Here is a 14603-nt window from a genome sequence, read left to right on the forward strand (position 1 = left end):
AAAGAAAGCTCCCTTCTAAATAAACAAGATTTTATTATTTCTCTTGTCTACTTAGAAGGGAGCATATCAAATGACATTCTTAAAAAAGTGTGAATTTTATGACAAACTCCAACAATTGTGCTATACTAAAAACAAGTAAGTACGTTAAGACTCTTCCGTAGAGAGGAGAGGATTATTACAGTATGGAGACAGCGATTCGTAATTATGAGGATGTAGACAGCTGGAAGACGGTGATGTTTTTATATACGTCAGCGTTGAAGGAAGTGGGTACAAAGCTGGAGATTTTAAATGATGAATTTCAGCATGTACATAGTTACAATCCAATCGAACACATCAAGACAAGAATTAAGACCCCGGAGAGTATTGTTAAAAAGCTAAAGCGCAACGGACACGAGACATCAATCGAGAACATGGTGAAGTATGTGAATGACATTGCAGGTGTGCGTCTGATCTGTTCTTTTACTTCTGATATATATAAATTGGCAGAGATGATAGGTAATCAGACAGATCTCAAGGTGTTGTCAATCAAGGACTACATTAAGAATCCGAAAGAAAGCGGATATAAGAGTTATCATATGCTGGTGTCAGTGCCAATTTTCCTGTCAGACAGTGTTGTCGATACGAAGGTGGAGATCCAGATACGGACGATTGCAATGGATTTCTGGGCAAGTCTGGAACATAAGATATATTATAAGTTTGAGGGCAATGCGCCGGATTATATCAGCAGGGATTTGAAAGAGTGTGCTGATATGGTAGCAACATTGGATGATAAGATGCTTCAGTTAAATGAAGCAATCCTTGCGTGTGTCGCCAATCAGGAGACGCAGGCAGAGCCGCAGGAAAAAGTGGCTGATAATATGCTGAAAGAGCAGGAAGAGTTATTAGAACGTACAGGAAGTGTCTAAGGGCATAGGCTCCCGTTTTACATTTTGTAGAGCGGGAGTTTTTTTGCGTTACGAGGTTCTGAATAGCTATCTTTTACTTGCATTTAACATTTCCTGGATTTCAGATTTAACATAGCACTTGTATGATTCTAAATGTGAAGTGAAGAACACAAAAACACAGAACAAAAGGAGTATGGAAAAGATGAAATTAAAAAAAGTTATAGCAGTAGCTGGCGTATGCGCCATGGTGACAGGAATGATTGCAGGATGCGGAAATAATAGCAGTGATACATCGTCTGACAGCAGCTCAGATAGTAAGACGGAAGCTTCTTCTGACTGGGATGCATCAAATGACATCAGTGTGGTATCCAGAGAAGATGGATCAGGAACAAGAGGAGCATTCATCGAACTGTTCGGCATTGAAGAAAAAAACGGAGATGAGAAGGTTGACAATACTACCGATGAGGCTCAGATCACTAACAGTACATCCGTTATGCTGACAACAGTAGCCGGTGATGATTATGCGATTGGTTATGTATCACTCGGAGCTCTGGATGACAGCGTAAAGGCAGTTAAGATTGATGGAGCTGAAGCAACTGCTGATAATGTAAAGAGTGGAGATTACAAAGTATCAAGACCGTTTAACATTGCAACAAAAGAAGGAAGTGAAAGCGAACTTGCAAAAGACTTTATCTCATTTATCCTCAGTAAAGAAGGTCAGGCTGTTGTAGCTGAGAACGGATATATTTCTGATGACAATGCAGAGCCATTTTCAGGATCTAACCCTTCAGGAAAAATCGTAGTTGGTGGATCTTCTTCTGTATCACCTCTGATGGAGAAACTGATCGAGGCATACAAAGAGAACAATCCGGATGCAGAGATTGAACTTCAGACAACTGATTCCACAACAGGTATGACATCAGCAATCGATGGAACCTATGACATCGGTATGGCATCAAGAGAACTGAAAGATACAGAACTTTCTGAAGGACTGAAAGCACAGGTAATTGCTACAGATGGTATTGCAGTTATTGTAAACAAGAATAGCACGATTGATGAGCTGAGCAGCGATCAGGTAAAGAGCATCTACACTGGTGAAACACTTACATGGGATGAGGTAGCCAAATAAATGAAACATAATGCATGGAAAGAATCTTTCATGCGGGGCGTATTCTTTATTGCCGCCTGCGCTTCGGTGCTGGCGGTAGCGCTTATTTGTATATTTCTTTTTGCAAATGGGCTCCCGGCGATGAAAGAGATCGGATTTGGAAAATTTTTAAGCGGGACATTATGGAGACCGAAAAACAATATCTTCGGTATCCTGCCAATGATCGTAGGAAGTCTGTATGTGACCGCCGGAGCGATTATTTTTGGAGTGCCGATCGGTATCCTGACATCCGTATATATGGCACATTATTGTCCGAAGCAGATCTATCGTCCACTGAAGATGGCAACAGAACTTCTGGCAGGTATTCCTTCCGTAGTATATGGTTTTTTCGGATTGGTCGTGCTGGTGCCGTGGATAAGGAACATTGCCAAATCCCTGCAGCATGCAGGCATTATCAGACAATCAGGAAATGGCAACAGTATTTTGACAGCATCCTTGCTTTTGGGAATGATGATTCTGCCGACGATCATCGGAGTCACAGAGTCTGCAATCCGTGCTGTGCCACCACAGTATTATGAAGGTTCACTTGCGCTTGGCGCAACACACGAAAGAAGTATATTCCGCACAGTACTGCCGGCGGCCAGGTCAGGTATTCTGGCAGGAGTTGTATTAGGTATCGGACGTGCGATCGGAGAGACCATGGCAGTTATTATGGTTGCCGGTAACCAGCCAAGACTTACAGGAAGTATATTCAAAGGTGTACGAACCCTGACAGCCAACATTGTCATTGAAATGGGGTATGCAGCAGATCTTCACAGAGAAGCATTGATCGCGACAGGAGTTGTACTTTTTGTATTTATTCTGATTATTAATGCAGCAGTAGCAATATTGAAGAGGAGGGCAGATTATGAATAAGAAAAATGATTTTTCACAGAAGATGTATTCTTATCTGCGCCATCCGGCTTCGCTTATTATGATGCTTCTGGTAAAACTGGCGGCACTTATTACATTTACGGTATTGATTTTTTTGATCATATATATTCTGGTACATGGCGTACCGTACCTGAAACCGTCGCTATTCTCTCTGCACTATAATTCGGAGAATGCATCATTGATGCCGGCACTGATCAATACTGTTATTATGACATTGCTGTCATTGCTTCTGGCAGTGCCGATTGGTATTTTTTCAGCGATTTTCCTGGCTGAATATGCTGGGAAGGGCAATAGATTTGTGGATATTATCAGACTTACTACAGAGACTCTGTCAGGTATTCCATCTATCGTATATGGATTGTTCGGAATGTTGTTCTTTGTAAGTACATGCCACTGGGGATTTTCGCTTCTGTCCGGAGCATTTACGCTGGCAATCATGATTCTTCCTCTGATTATGCGTACAACGGAAGAAGCACTTCTGTCTGTTCCGGATTCTTACCGGGAAGGAAGCTTTGGACTTGGAGCAGGTAAATTGCATACCGTATTTTATATTGTTCTGCCGTCTGCCGTGCCTGGTATTCTGGCGGGCGTGATCCTCGCGATCGGACGTATTGTGGGAGAGACAGCAGCACTTATTTATACGGCCGGTTCGGTAGCCCAGGTACCTTCAAGTGTACTGGGATCAGGAAGGACACTGGCAGTGCATATGTATCTGCTTGCGAGTGAAGGTCTGTATATGGATCAGGCGTATGCAACAGCAGTCATTTTGTTGGTGCTGGTAGTAGTGATCAATACATTGTCAGGTATTGTGGCGAAGAGGCTGACAAAAGCATAGAAAGGAAAGTATAATTTCGAAATGGGAAAGATAAAGATTAAGGATCTGGATTTATATTACGGTGATTTTCATGCATTGAAGAATATTAATCTGGATATCGAAGCAAATAAAATCACAGCATTTATCGGACCGTCAGGATGTGGTAAGTCTACACTTTTAAAATCATTAAACAGAATGAATGATCTGGTAGAAGGATGCAGAATTGAAGGAGAAGTAACACTGGATGGTGAGGATATTTTTCATAATATGGATGTGAATCTTTTGAGAAAACGTGTGGGAATGGTGTTTCAGAAGCCGAATCCATTTCCGATGAGCATCTATGATAATATTGCTTATGGACCGAGAACACACGGTATTCGTTCAAAAGCAAAGATTGACGATATCGTGGAGAAGTCTCTCCGCGATGCGGCAATCTGGGATGAATGCAAAGATCGTCTGAAGAAGAGCGCACTTGGTATGTCAGGCGGACAGCAGCAGCGACTCTGCATCGCGAGAGCATTGGCAGTGCAGCCGGAAGTACTTCTGATGGATGAACCAACTTCTGCACTGGACCCTATTTCTACTTCGAAGATTGAAGACCTTGCGGCAGAACTGAAAAAAGACTATACTATTGTCATGGTAACACACAATATGCAGCAGGCAGTCCGCATATCTGACAATACTGCATTTTTCCTGCTTGGAGAGGTTATTGAATACAACGACACAGAGAAATTATTCTCAATTCCTTCTGATAAGAGGACGGAAGATTATATCACAGGGAGGTTCGGATAAGATGCGGAACAGATTTGACAGACAGATGGAGTCATTGAACAGTCAGCTGACCCACATGGGTGAATTGTGTGAGGTCGCAATCAGCAGAGCTGCGAAGGCACTGCGTAACGGAGACTCGAATCAGGCGATGAATGTGGTTGAGGCAGACCATGAGATCGATCATATGGAGAAAGACATCGAACGTCTCTGCCTGCGTTTATTATTACAGCAGCAGCCGGTAGCGAGAGATCTGAGACAGATCTCAGCAGCACTCAAAATGATCACGGATATGGAGAGAATTGGAGATCAGGCATCTGATATCGCAGAGATTATTATTTCTGCAGGAATGAATGAGACCAATGAGATTCCTGAGATTGACAAGATGGCATCGGCTGTTTCGAAGATGGTGCATGACAGCGTAGCATCTTATGTTCAGCGGGATCTGGAACTTGCACGTGAAGTTATTGGGCAGGATGACGCGGTAGATGAGCTGTTTGAGACGGTGAAGAAGAAGCTGATGCGTCTGATCAGTGCCGGGGACGAAGATGGGAGTACGGCAATTGACCTGATCATGGTATCCAAGTATCTGGAGCGAATCGGAGATCATGCGACCAATATTGCAGAATGGGTAGAATTTTCAATTACAGGAGTGCATAAGGAGAGCCATATATGATCTATTGTGTAGAGGACGACGCGAATATCCGAGAATTGGTAGCATACACCCTTCAGACGATGGGATTTGAAGCAAAAGAGATTGAGGATGGTAAAGCATTAAAGAAAGCTTTGGCAGTTGAACTGCCAGAGCTTATTTTGCTGGATATCATGCTGCCAGGTGAGGATGGATTGACGCTTTTAAAGCAGTTAAAGGCAGATGCATTGACCCGGAATATTCCGGTGATTATGGTGACAGCTAAAGGAGCAGAATACGATAAAGTAATCGGTCTGGATCTGGGAGCCGATGACTATGTGAGTAAGCCTTTCGGTATGATGGAACTGATTTCCAGAGTTAAGGCGGTACTCAGACGTGTAGAGAGACAGAGGGATGAACGCCCACAGAAAGTTGTACATGGTGCAATTGAGATGGACGTGAAGAAGCATGAGATTCTGGTAAATGGAGAACCGGTGCAGCTTACGTTAAAGGAATTTGAATTACTGCGGAGATTATTGGAGCATCCGAATATTGTACTTACCAGAAATCAGCTGCTGGAAGAGATCTGGGGGTATGATTTTGATGGTGAGACACGTACCGTAGACGTACATATCCGTACATTGCGCCAGAAGCTTGGCACAGCAGGGGATATGATTGAGACAGTCCGGGGTGTAGGTTACCGGATCAGCGAATAAAGGAAGAGTTTTATGACACAGAAAATACAGCCTATGAGACAGAAGATGCAGCACAGCATGGTATTTGTTCTCACCGCAACATTGGTAATTGCATATATATTTTTAACAGGAATTATGTACCGTCAGACAGTTACCACGGTAGAAGAAGAGATTCACCGTGAGGCGGATTATATTAGCAAGGCAGTGCAGATTTCCGGTACGGAATATCTGAATCAAATGGATGAAGTGCGGGCTAATACGAGAATTACATGGATCAGTGCAGAGGGAACTGTGCTGTATGATTCAACAGAAGATGAGCACACATTTGAAAATCATAAGAATCGTCCGGAGGTAAAGAAAGCATTTGCAAAAGGAGAGGGAGAGGATATCCGTAAGTCAGATACGATCGGAGAAGAAATGTGCTATTATGCGGAAAAGATGCCAGACGGCACCGTACTTCGTGTATCGAGGACGATGAATTCAGCTATGAAATCAGCGTTTCACATTCTTCCATTTATGATATTTCTGGCATTGATTATGATTGTAACAGCATGGCTTCTGTCTAAATGGCAGATAGAACGTCTGATTCGTCCGATCAATACACTGGATCTGGAGAAACCGCTGGAACAGGAAATGTATCCGGAACTTCAGCCACTTCTTAAGAGAATTGAACAGTCCAACAAGGAGAAGGAAGCAGTGGCAGCGATGCGTCGTGAATTTTCAGCGAATGTATCTCACGAACTTAAGACACCACTGACTTCTATATCTGGTTATGCAGAGATTATGAAAGATGGTTTAGTAAGGCCGGAAGATATGCAGCACTTTTCAGAGAAAATCTATCAGGAAGCAAGCCGTCTGATTACGCTGGTAGAAGATATCATCAAGTTATCCAGACTGGATGAGGGGCGTGTGGAACTGGAGAAAGAAGAGGTAGATCTGTACGAACTTTCCCGTGAGATCATCAGTCGTCTGGCACCGCAGGCAGCAAAGAATCAGGTGCGTCTGGAGCTGACGGGAGAAAGTGTAAAATACACAGGTATCCGTCAGATATTGGATGAAATGATCTATAATATTACTGAGAACGCGATCAAGTATAATAATCCCGGCGGTAAAGTAAGTGTCTGGGCGGGCAATACCTTACAGGGAAAAAAGGTCGTTGTCACAGATAATGGCATTGGCATTCCCGAGGATCAGATAGACCGGATTTTTGAAAGATTCTATCGGGTGGACAAGAGCCATTCCAAAGAACGAGGTGGTACCGGACTTGGACTTTCTATTGTAAAACATGGAGTGATTCTTCATCATGGCGAGGTGCATGTGGAAAGTAAACTGGGTGAGGGAACCCGCATGGAGTTAGTATTCTGACAAAGTTAAGACATTGACATCAAAGGATCGATGCTGTTACTATAACAGTGTTGGTCCTTTTCTATTTGAAAGGATCTATTAACGAACAGGGAGACGAATAGACCGATGACAAAGAAGATAGCAGTAATTAATGATCTGTCTGGATTTGGGAAATGCTCACTGACAGCAGCGATTCCGGTGATATCCGTAATGGGAGTGCAGCCGTGTCCTTTGCCAACAGCGGTATTGAGTGCACAGACCGGTTATCCGAGTTATTATCTGGATGATTATACTGATAAGATGGAATATATACGCAGCGAGTGGGAGAAGCTTGGTGCACATTTTGATGGAATATATACAGGATTCGTAGCAAGTGAAGCACAGATTGACCGGATATTTGAATTTCTGGAGACATTTCGAAGGGAAGATACATTTCTTCTGGTAGATCCGGTCATGGGAGATGACGGCGTAAAGTATGATATGTTTACGGATGGGCTTCTTGAGAAGATGAAGGCACTTGCCTGTCAGGCAGATGTAGTTACACCGAATCTTACGGAGCTGTGTCTGCTTACAGAGGCAGATTATGAGACCGTATGCGGACTGCCGGGAGAATTAAAGATAGAAGTGCTGCATCAGATGGCTGACAGTCTGCTGCAGAAAGGTGCGAAGCATATTCTTGTGACAGGGATTCATCTGGTGGAGAACGGAGAAGCGAAGATCGGTAATCTGATCATTGATCAAGAACAATGTGAACTGATCGCATTTCCGTATATCGGAGGAAGTTACTCTGGGACAGGCGATCTTTTTGCATCGATCATTGCCGGTGGTGTGGTGCGTGGAGACAGCTTAAGAGACTTGTGCATGTTGGCAGGAAGATTTGTCGAGGCAGCTATGCGTGACTCGGCAGTGGATCAGGTGGAAGAGGTTGCCGGAACAGAATTTGAACAGCATCTGGGAATGCTGCTCCCGAAAAATATTACATCAGGTTAAGATTGACAGAAAGTCCACATATCTCTATAATAATCTCATACAAAACAAGGGCGTTTTTCTTAGGTGAAGAATGCCCTTATTTGGTATTTGGAAATATTCTTAATATATCACGTTATAAAATCACGGCAACATGAGTAAAAATCAATATAGGAGGTATCCATTATGAATAATTATACGAGAGAAGATATCCTTCGTCTGGTAGAAGAAGAGGATGTGGAGTTTATCCGTCTCCAGTTTACGGATATTTTCGGAACTATGAAGAATGTGGCGGTTACAACCAGCCAGCTGGAAAAAGCATTGAATAATAAGTGCATGTTTGACGGCTCATCTATTGAAGGATTTGCGCGAATTGAGCAGTCTGATATGTATCTGTACCCCGATCTGAATACATTTGAGATCTTTCCATGGAGACCGCAGCAGGGCAAGGTTGCGCGTATGATTTGCGATGTACACCGCCCGGATGGTACACCGTTTGACAGTGATCCGAGATATGTACTTAAGAAAGTGCTGGAAGATGCCAGGTCAGACGGTTATGAATTTAATGTAGGACCGGAATGCGAATTTTTCCTGTTTGAGACAGATGAGGATGGACAGCCGACAACCAGGACCCATGAGAATGCCAGCTATTTTGATCTGGGACCTCTGGACTTTGGGGAAAATGCGAGACGAGATATGGTGCTGACCCTGGAGGATATGGGATTTGAGATTGAGGCATCCCACCATGAGCTGCGCCGGGACAGCACGAGATCGTGTTCCGCTATGACGAAGGACTTGCTACAGCTGATAATATCATGACATTTAAGCTGGTGGTTAAGACTATCGCCAAGAGGCATGGACTTCATGCAACATTTATGCCAAAGCCGAATCTGGGAGCCAATGGTTCAGGTATGCATCTGAATATGACGCTGAACAGAGATGGAGCCAATGTGTTCACTGACAATTTTGACGAAAAGGGACTCAGTAAAGAGGCATATTACTTTATCGGTGGTATCATGAAGCACATGAAAGCGATTACATTTATTACCAATCCAACGGTAAATTCTTATAAGAGACTGATTCCGGGTTATGAGGCACCGGTATATATCGCATGGTCTGAGACCAACCGTACACCGCTGATCCGGATCCCGGCAGGTGGCGAGGAGAGCAGAATTGAACTCAGAAGTCCGGATCCGTCAGCAAATCCATATCTGGCACTGGCAGTGTGTCTGGCAGCAGGACTGGACGGCATCCGCAATGAGATTATGCCGCCGGAGAGTGTGGATACCAACATTTACAAACTGACACAGAAGGAACGTGAGCGGATGGGAATTGACTCATTGCCGGGAAGTCTCCTGGAAGCGGCCAGAGAATTTGAAAAGGATACATTTATCAAAGACGTGCTTGGAAAAGAGTTGGCTGAGAAATACATTGCGGCGAAGAAAGAAGAGTACAGACAATACCGCGCTCAGATTACAGAATGGGAAATTCAGAAATATCTCCGTGTGATCTAAGCTTCCCTTATTAGATAATAATGAGGACAGCAGAGTGGATCGACAGGGGGTGTAAGTGTGGCAGATGTTATTGTTGTATTTCCAAATAAAGATAATGCAATCAATATTCGTAATATTCTGACCCGTGGCGGCTGTGAAGTCATCGGAGTATGTACTACGGGCGCTCAGGTACTGCACTATACAGAACTTCTGGATGAGGGAATTGTGGTATGCGGCTATAAGCTGGCAGATATGCTGTATACCGAATTACGGGAATACCTTCCGAAAGAATTTGAGATGCTTCTGGTAGCGTCACCGGAAAAATGGCAGGGAGATAATATGGAAGGTGTAGTAGGACTTAATATGCCGATCAAGGTATATGACCTTCTTAACACGATGAATATGATGCTTCAGGCGATGGATCGCAGACGCAGGAAACGAAAGAAAGAGCGATCACAGAGAGATCCGAAGCAGCAGAAACTGATCAAAGATGCGAAGGAACTTTTGATGGCCCGTAACAATATGACTGAAGAGGAAGCACACAGATATCTGCAGAAGTGCAGTATGGACAGTGGTAATAATATCGTAGAGACGGCTGAGATGGTACTTAGCATCATGTCAGAATAAGTATAGCAGCAAGAATGTCGAGGCATTTTTGAAAATTATTATAGAAGGAATGTGCTGCGGATGTATTTTACGAAGATGCATGGACTTGGTAATGATTACATCTATGTAAATGGAATCACAGAGAACATCAGAGAACCGGAAAGGCTTGCGGAAAGGCTTAGTGACAGGCATTTTGGCGTTGGGGCAGATGGGCTGATCCTTATTCTGCCATCAAGAAGAGCAGATTTTCGAATGGATATTTATAATGCAGATGGATCCAGAGCTGAAATGTGCGGCAATGGAATCCGCTGCCTTGCAAAGTATGTCTATGACAGAGGACTGACGAAGAAGAAAGAACTTATCATTGAGACAGATGCAGGTATGCGGAGGCTGTGGCTGGAGACGGATGAAGAAGATAAAATATCTCAGGTAACCGTAGATATGGGATATCCCATTTTCCAGGCAGATAAGATTCCTATTATATCGGAACACACCAGAGTGGTGCAGGAGCCAATCTCAATCCGTCATATGGAATATCGGATGACTGGTGTATCCATGGGAAATCCGCATGCAGTAGTCTGGGTAAACAGCGTAAAACGACTGGATCTTGCACAGATTGGCCCAGAGTTTGAATATCATGGACGTTTTCCGAGACGGGTAAATGTGGAATTCGCTCAGGTGGTGGACAGAGAGCACATGATTGTGCGGGTATGGGAGCGTGGAGCCGGGGAAACTCTTGCCTGCGGTACGGGAGCCTGTGCAGTAGCAGCGGCAGGTGTATTAAATGACTTGACAGAACGTCATGTTACGGTAAAATTAAAAGGTGGAGAATTATCCGTCTTATGGGATGAGGCTGATGGAAAGATGTATATGACAGGACCGGCAGTCACTGTATATGACGGAATAGTTACTGTATAAAAGTAATAAAAAGAGGAGATACACAAGATGTTTAAAGTGAACGAAGATTATCTGAAGTTACCGGGAAGCTATCTGTTTTCCACAATCGGTAAAAAAGTAGCTGCATATTCTGCGGCGAATCCTGATAAATCCATCATCCGTCTTGGAATCGGAGATGTGACACAGCCGTTAGCACCGGCGATCATTGATGCACTGCACGGAGCAGTAGACGAGATGGCTCATGCAGAGACATTTCACGGATATGCACCGGATCTGGGATATGAATTCTTAAGAACAGCAATGGCTAAGAATGATTATCAGGACAGAGGCTGCGATATTAAGGCTGATGAGATTTTTATTTCGGATGGTGCAAAGGGAGATTCTGGTAATATCCAGGAGATTTTTGCTAAAGATAATAAGATTGCTGTATGTGATCCTGTATATCCGGTATATGTGGATACGAATGTTATGGCAGGACGTACCGGTACTTATGATCCAAAGACAGAGACATGGAGTGATGTAATCTACATGCCATGTACAAAAGAGACGAACTTCGCACCGGAACTTCCGAAGGAGACACCGGATATTATTTACCTGTGCTTCCCGAACAACCCGACCGGCTCTACGATCACAAAGGATCAGCTCCAGGAGTGGGTAGACTATGCGAATAAAGTAGGCGCAGTTATTATTTACGATGCGGCTTATGAAGCATATATTTCAGAGGACAATGTGCCACACACAATCTATGAGTGTGAGGGAGCAAGAACATGTGCGATCGAGCTTCGAAGCTTTTCTAAGAATGCAGGATTTACCGGCGTACGTCTGGGGGCAACGGTTATTCCGAAGGATATCAAGCAGGGTGATGTTATGTTGCACTCTCTGTGGGCAAGACGTCACGGAACTAAGTACAACGGAGCTCCGTATATCGTGCAGAAAGCCGGCGAGGCAGTATACTCAGATGCCGGTAAAGCGCAGTTAAAAGAGCAGGTAGCTTATTACATGAACAATGCGAAGGTTATTTACGAAGGACTGAAGAGTGCGGGATACAACGTATCCGGTGGTGTGAATGCACCATATATCTGGCTGCAGACACCAGATAAGATGACTTCATGGGAATTCTTTGATTACTTATTAGAGAATGCCAATGTAGTAGGAACTCCGGGATCCGGATTTGGACCGAGCGGAGAAGGATATTTCCGTCTGACAGCATTCGGTTCATATGAGAATACTGTAGCAGCGATCGAAAGAATCAAAGCATTATAATTAAGAAAAGGATTCCACAACTGGAATCCTTTTTTTGATCGCAAATATGAAATTATGCTTCTGTGCTTTCTTCAGCTTCCTCGTCAGCTTCAGGAGCATTGTGTACCTCCTGGATGGTTACGATAGTAGCTTCCGGATCTGTCAGAATGTCAATGTCTTTGTTCTGGTAGATTGGCAAATCTTTTACTTTGATAGATTCACCGACCTTTAACTCACCGACATTAATCTCAATCTTATCAACCAATGCAGCAGGAAGTGCGCGTAACTGGATTTCTTCAAGGAACTGCTCCAGTACTCCATATACTACCTTCTCATGTTCAACCAGTTCGATCTCTGCAACAGAATGAACTTTTTCGTCACTTACAAGTGCCTGGAAGTCAATCTCATCTACCTGACCCTTTAACGGGTTATATTCTACATCTTTGATCAGTACCTGATAAGACTCACCGTCGATATCTAACATGATCTGGCTACCTTTGTGGCTTGTCTTCAGTAACTTCTCAATTGCAGCTTTCTCGATTTTGACTGGAATGGATTCTGCAAGCTTTTTGCCAAATACATTACCGGTAACGAAACCTTCTCTTCTTAATTTCTTTGCTTTGATGTCCATGCTTCTCTTTTCAGCTTTTAAAGTATTCATTTATCTTTTCCTCCAAAAATCTGATCTGCTTAGCATCCTTCAACTTTGCTGTTCAAAGAGGTGTGTTAAGTAGGTTTTCTTTGTTACAAGCACATTATAGCACCGAAGAAAAAGTATGATTAACCAAGAAATGAAAAAAATAATATATAAAATCGTGCATAATGCACAAAAAAGTGATGAGCGAAGACAAGAAAAAACACGACATGAAGATGTCGTGCTTCTTCCTTTTGGTATGTCATTGAGAGGTTTTTGTTGCTCTGCAGTGCTATATACAAAGCTTGGGGAATGCTTCTCCCAAAGGAGAAAAGTATATATGAATTGGAGTTTGCCCGGAGATCATTCTTGGGGAAAATGATACTTCGGCATTTCTGCAATAGCAACCTTTTTTATGATACAAAACAAAAAGGCAGTTTTCCTGTTGGAAAACCGCCTTTGGTTTGTATGCATATAATATAACACTTGGATAAAAAGCTGTCAACAGATTTTTGCCGGAGTTTATTCAATATCTTCAATTCCGGTAAATTCTATATCTGGCAGAAGTTCAAAGTAGAAATCGGAATATTTGGAAGCCAGTGCCTTAATACATTGATCCTGTAATTGTTTAAATTTGGACAGGGATACGATGTCCTTTTCAAAACTGATGTAGACACTGATCCAGAGCTTTCTTCCGGTGCGGACGATATCGTAATACAGGTTTTTGTGCCCGTATACGCCGATGATCGGTTCGATGGTTTCTTTGATATCATCGATGGTTTCTTCTTCCGGTGGAATCAGCATCAGATCACGGATACCTGTGATTACAGTGTGGATCGGTGTTGGTATCATAACCAGTGAGAGTACAATGGTGATTAACTGATCAAGATACGGCACGATATGTTGGAACCAGTCGAATGGGATCAGCATTGGCAGCAGGAAAGCAATGGTCATACCGAGTGAGATAAAGCTGTCAATCCGCCAGCCCTGCATTTCCATATTGATAAGCGGTGATTCCATTTGTTTGTTTTTATAATAGAGATAAACGGTTACGATGATACCTAAGATGCAGGCAAATAATTCAAATCCGGCAACGGTGTGGAAGGATACAATATGACCGCCGTGCAGCATCAGGTTGATGTTGTTAAAAATCAGACCAAAGGTAACTGCTGTCATGGTGATCCCCTTAACAACAACGAAGATGGTCTCAATCTGCATATATCCAAATGGGTGCTCCTCATTAGAGGGCTTGTATAGTAATGGAATCAGAAAAATGGAAGGGAGCAGCATACAGAATTCTACGCCATCATAGACAGCGTCCAGAAGTACTGCCTGAGAGTCGGTGACCAGTGCCATCATAAGTTCAATGACGACAAAGACCAGATTGCCATACAGTGATACAGACATGGCAGACTTTTCCCTTTTTTGCATTTTCTTACCTACGTGCATAAATTGCCTCCTTCGGATGTTTATTTCATCATACCATATCGTTTACAGGGATTCCAGATAAGATGCGAAAAGCTATTGACAGAAAGGATGGTAGTGTTATAATAAAAACAAACATATGAACAAGTGCTCATATATTCAA

Annotated in this window: 15 protein-coding genes and 1 pseudogene; 14 read left to right on the forward strand and 2 right to left on the reverse strand. The window is 43.2% G+C overall.

The features are described 5' to 3' along the window. Positions 1-182 precede the first annotated feature (182 nt). The 13 genes and pseudogenes from DXA18_RS07750 (at position 183) to DXA18_RS07810 (ending at position 12402) form a co-directional block, all read left to right on the forward strand. Complete coding sequence (locus DXA18_RS07750) at positions 183-905, forward strand: GTP pyrophosphokinase (RefSeq protein WP_118383413.1); 723 nt, start codon at positions 183-185, stop codon at positions 903-905. A gap of 181 nt (positions 906-1086) precedes the next feature. Further along, positions 1087-2013, forward strand: a complete 927-nt coding sequence (locus DXA18_RS07755; RefSeq protein ID WP_118383414.1) for a substrate-binding domain-containing protein — start codon at positions 1087-1089, stop codon at positions 2011-2013. After that, complete coding sequence (gene pstC / locus DXA18_RS07760) at positions 2014-2907, forward strand: phosphate ABC transporter permease subunit PstC (protein WP_118383415.1); 894 nt, start codon at positions 2014-2016, stop codon at positions 2905-2907. Further along, complete coding sequence (gene pstA / locus DXA18_RS07765) at positions 2900-3760, forward strand: phosphate ABC transporter permease PstA (RefSeq protein WP_118383416.1); 861 nt, start codon at positions 2900-2902, stop codon at positions 3758-3760. Before pstC ends, pstA begins: the two co-directional genes overlap by 8 nt. A gap of 21 nt (positions 3761-3781) precedes the next feature. Further along, entirely contained in the window at positions 3782-4531 is a 750-nt protein-coding gene (gene pstB, locus DXA18_RS07770; RefSeq protein WP_118383417.1) for a phosphate ABC transporter ATP-binding protein PstB, read from the forward strand. A 1-nt stretch (position 4532) separates the two neighbouring features. Continuing rightward, positions 4533-5183, forward strand: a complete 651-nt coding sequence (gene phoU / locus DXA18_RS07775) for a phosphate signaling complex protein PhoU (RefSeq protein ID WP_118383418.1) — start codon at positions 4533-4535, stop codon at positions 5181-5183. After that, entirely contained in the window at positions 5180-5854 is a 675-nt protein-coding gene (locus DXA18_RS07780) for a winged helix-turn-helix domain-containing protein (protein ID WP_118383419.1), read from the forward strand. The genes phoU and DXA18_RS07780 overlap by 4 nt, the downstream gene beginning before the upstream one ends. A 33-nt stretch (positions 5855-5887) precedes the next feature. After that, the gene (locus DXA18_RS07785) at positions 5888-7198 is read left to right on the forward strand and encodes a sensor histidine kinase (protein ID WP_118383464.1); all 1311 of its coding nucleotides are present in this window, start codon (positions 5888-5890) and stop codon (positions 7196-7198) included. A gap of 105 nt (positions 7199-7303) precedes the next feature. Beyond that, a complete protein-coding gene (locus DXA18_RS07790; RefSeq protein WP_118383420.1) occupies positions 7304-8167 on the forward strand; it encodes a pyridoxamine kinase in 864 nt (287 codons plus the stop codon). Between the two features lie 162 nt (positions 8168-8329). Further along, positions 8330-9657 (forward strand): annotated as a pseudogene (glnA, locus tag DXA18_RS07795) (type I glutamate--ammonia ligase). A gap of 57 nt (positions 9658-9714) precedes the next feature. Next, positions 9715-10263: an ANTAR domain-containing response regulator gene (locus tag DXA18_RS07800; RefSeq protein WP_118383421.1), complete on the forward strand. Its 549-nt coding sequence runs from the start codon at positions 9715-9717 to the stop codon at positions 10261-10263. 60 nt (positions 10264-10323) lie between these two features. After that, complete coding sequence (gene dapF / locus DXA18_RS07805; RefSeq protein ID WP_118383422.1) at positions 10324-11160, forward strand: diaminopimelate epimerase; 837 nt, start codon at positions 10324-10326, stop codon at positions 11158-11160. A 27-nt stretch (positions 11161-11187) separates the two neighbouring features. Beyond that, positions 11188-12402 (forward strand): LL-diaminopimelate aminotransferase, encoded by a 1215-nt coding sequence (locus tag DXA18_RS07810; RefSeq protein ID WP_118383423.1) that lies wholly within the window; start codon positions 11188-11190, stop codon positions 12400-12402. A gap of 52 nt (positions 12403-12454) precedes the next feature. On the opposite strand, the gene DXA18_RS07815 is transcribed toward DXA18_RS07810, so the two are convergent. Next, positions 12455-13042 (reverse strand): 50S ribosomal protein L25, encoded by a 588-nt coding sequence (locus DXA18_RS07815; protein ID WP_118383424.1) that lies wholly within the window; start codon positions 13040-13042, stop codon positions 12455-12457. A gap of 115 nt (positions 13043-13157) precedes the next feature. On the opposite strand from DXA18_RS07815, the gene DXA18_RS07820 reads away from it, so the two are divergent. Beyond that, the gene (locus DXA18_RS07820) at positions 13158-13397 is read left to right on the forward strand and encodes a hypothetical protein (RefSeq protein WP_118383425.1); all 240 of its coding nucleotides are present in this window, start codon (positions 13158-13160) and stop codon (positions 13395-13397) included. 140 nt (positions 13398-13537) lie between these two features. Here the strand turns inward: DXA18_RS07820 and DXA18_RS07825 are convergent, their stop codons facing one another. Then, on the reverse strand, positions 13538-14464 hold the full coding sequence (locus DXA18_RS07825; RefSeq protein ID WP_118383426.1) for a cation diffusion facilitator family transporter: 927 nt from the start codon (positions 14462-14464) through the stop codon (positions 13538-13540). Positions 14465-14603 lie beyond the last annotated feature (139 nt).

The sequence above is a fragment of the Dorea sp. AM58-8 genome (genome assembly GCF_003464045.1).
GTDB lineage: Bacteria > Bacillota > Clostridia > Lachnospirales > Lachnospiraceae > Claveliimonas > Claveliimonas ammoniilytica.

Excerpts from the sequence above, each read along its gene's own strand:
- DXA18_RS07755 (WP_118383414.1), top strand. The coding sequence starts at position 1,087 with ATGAAATTAAAAAAAGTTATAGCAGTAGCTGGCGTATGCGCCATGGTG.
- pstB (WP_118383417.1), top strand. The coding sequence starts at position 3,782 with ATGGGAAAGATAAAGATTAAGGATCTGGATTTATATTACGGTGATTTT.
- DXA18_RS07785 (WP_118383464.1), top strand. The coding sequence starts at position 5,888 with ATGAGACAGAAGATGCAGCACAGCATGGTATTTGTTCTCACCGCAACA.
- DXA18_RS07780 (WP_118383419.1), top strand. The coding sequence starts at position 5,180 with ATGATCTATTGTGTAGAGGACGACGCGAATATCCGAGAATTGGTAGCA.
- DXA18_RS07820 (WP_118383425.1), top strand. The coding sequence starts at position 13,158 with ATGATTAACCAAGAAATGAAAAAAATAATATATAAAATCGTGCATAAT.
- phoU (WP_118383418.1), top strand. The coding sequence starts at position 4,533 with ATGCGGAACAGATTTGACAGACAGATGGAGTCATTGAACAGTCAGCTG.
- dapF (WP_118383422.1), top strand. The coding sequence starts at position 10,324 with ATGTATTTTACGAAGATGCATGGACTTGGTAATGATTACATCTATGTA.
- DXA18_RS07750 (WP_118383413.1), top strand. The coding sequence starts at position 183 with ATGGAGACAGCGATTCGTAATTATGAGGATGTAGACAGCTGGAAGACG.
- DXA18_RS07810 (WP_118383423.1), top strand. The coding sequence starts at position 11,188 with ATGTTTAAAGTGAACGAAGATTATCTGAAGTTACCGGGAAGCTATCTG.
- DXA18_RS07790 (WP_118383420.1), top strand. The coding sequence starts at position 7,304 with ATGACAAAGAAGATAGCAGTAATTAATGATCTGTCTGGATTTGGGAAA.
- DXA18_RS07815 (WP_118383424.1), bottom strand. The coding sequence starts at position 13,042 with ATGAATACTTTAAAAGCTGAAAAGAGAAGCATGGACATCAAAGCAAAG.
- pstC (WP_118383415.1), top strand. The coding sequence starts at position 2,014 with ATGAAACATAATGCATGGAAAGAATCTTTCATGCGGGGCGTATTCTTT.
- DXA18_RS07825 (WP_118383426.1), bottom strand. The coding sequence starts at position 14,464 with ATGCACGTAGGTAAGAAAATGCAAAAAAGGGAAAAGTCTGCCATGTCT.
- pstA (WP_118383416.1), top strand. The coding sequence starts at position 2,900 with ATGAATAAGAAAAATGATTTTTCACAGAAGATGTATTCTTATCTGCGC.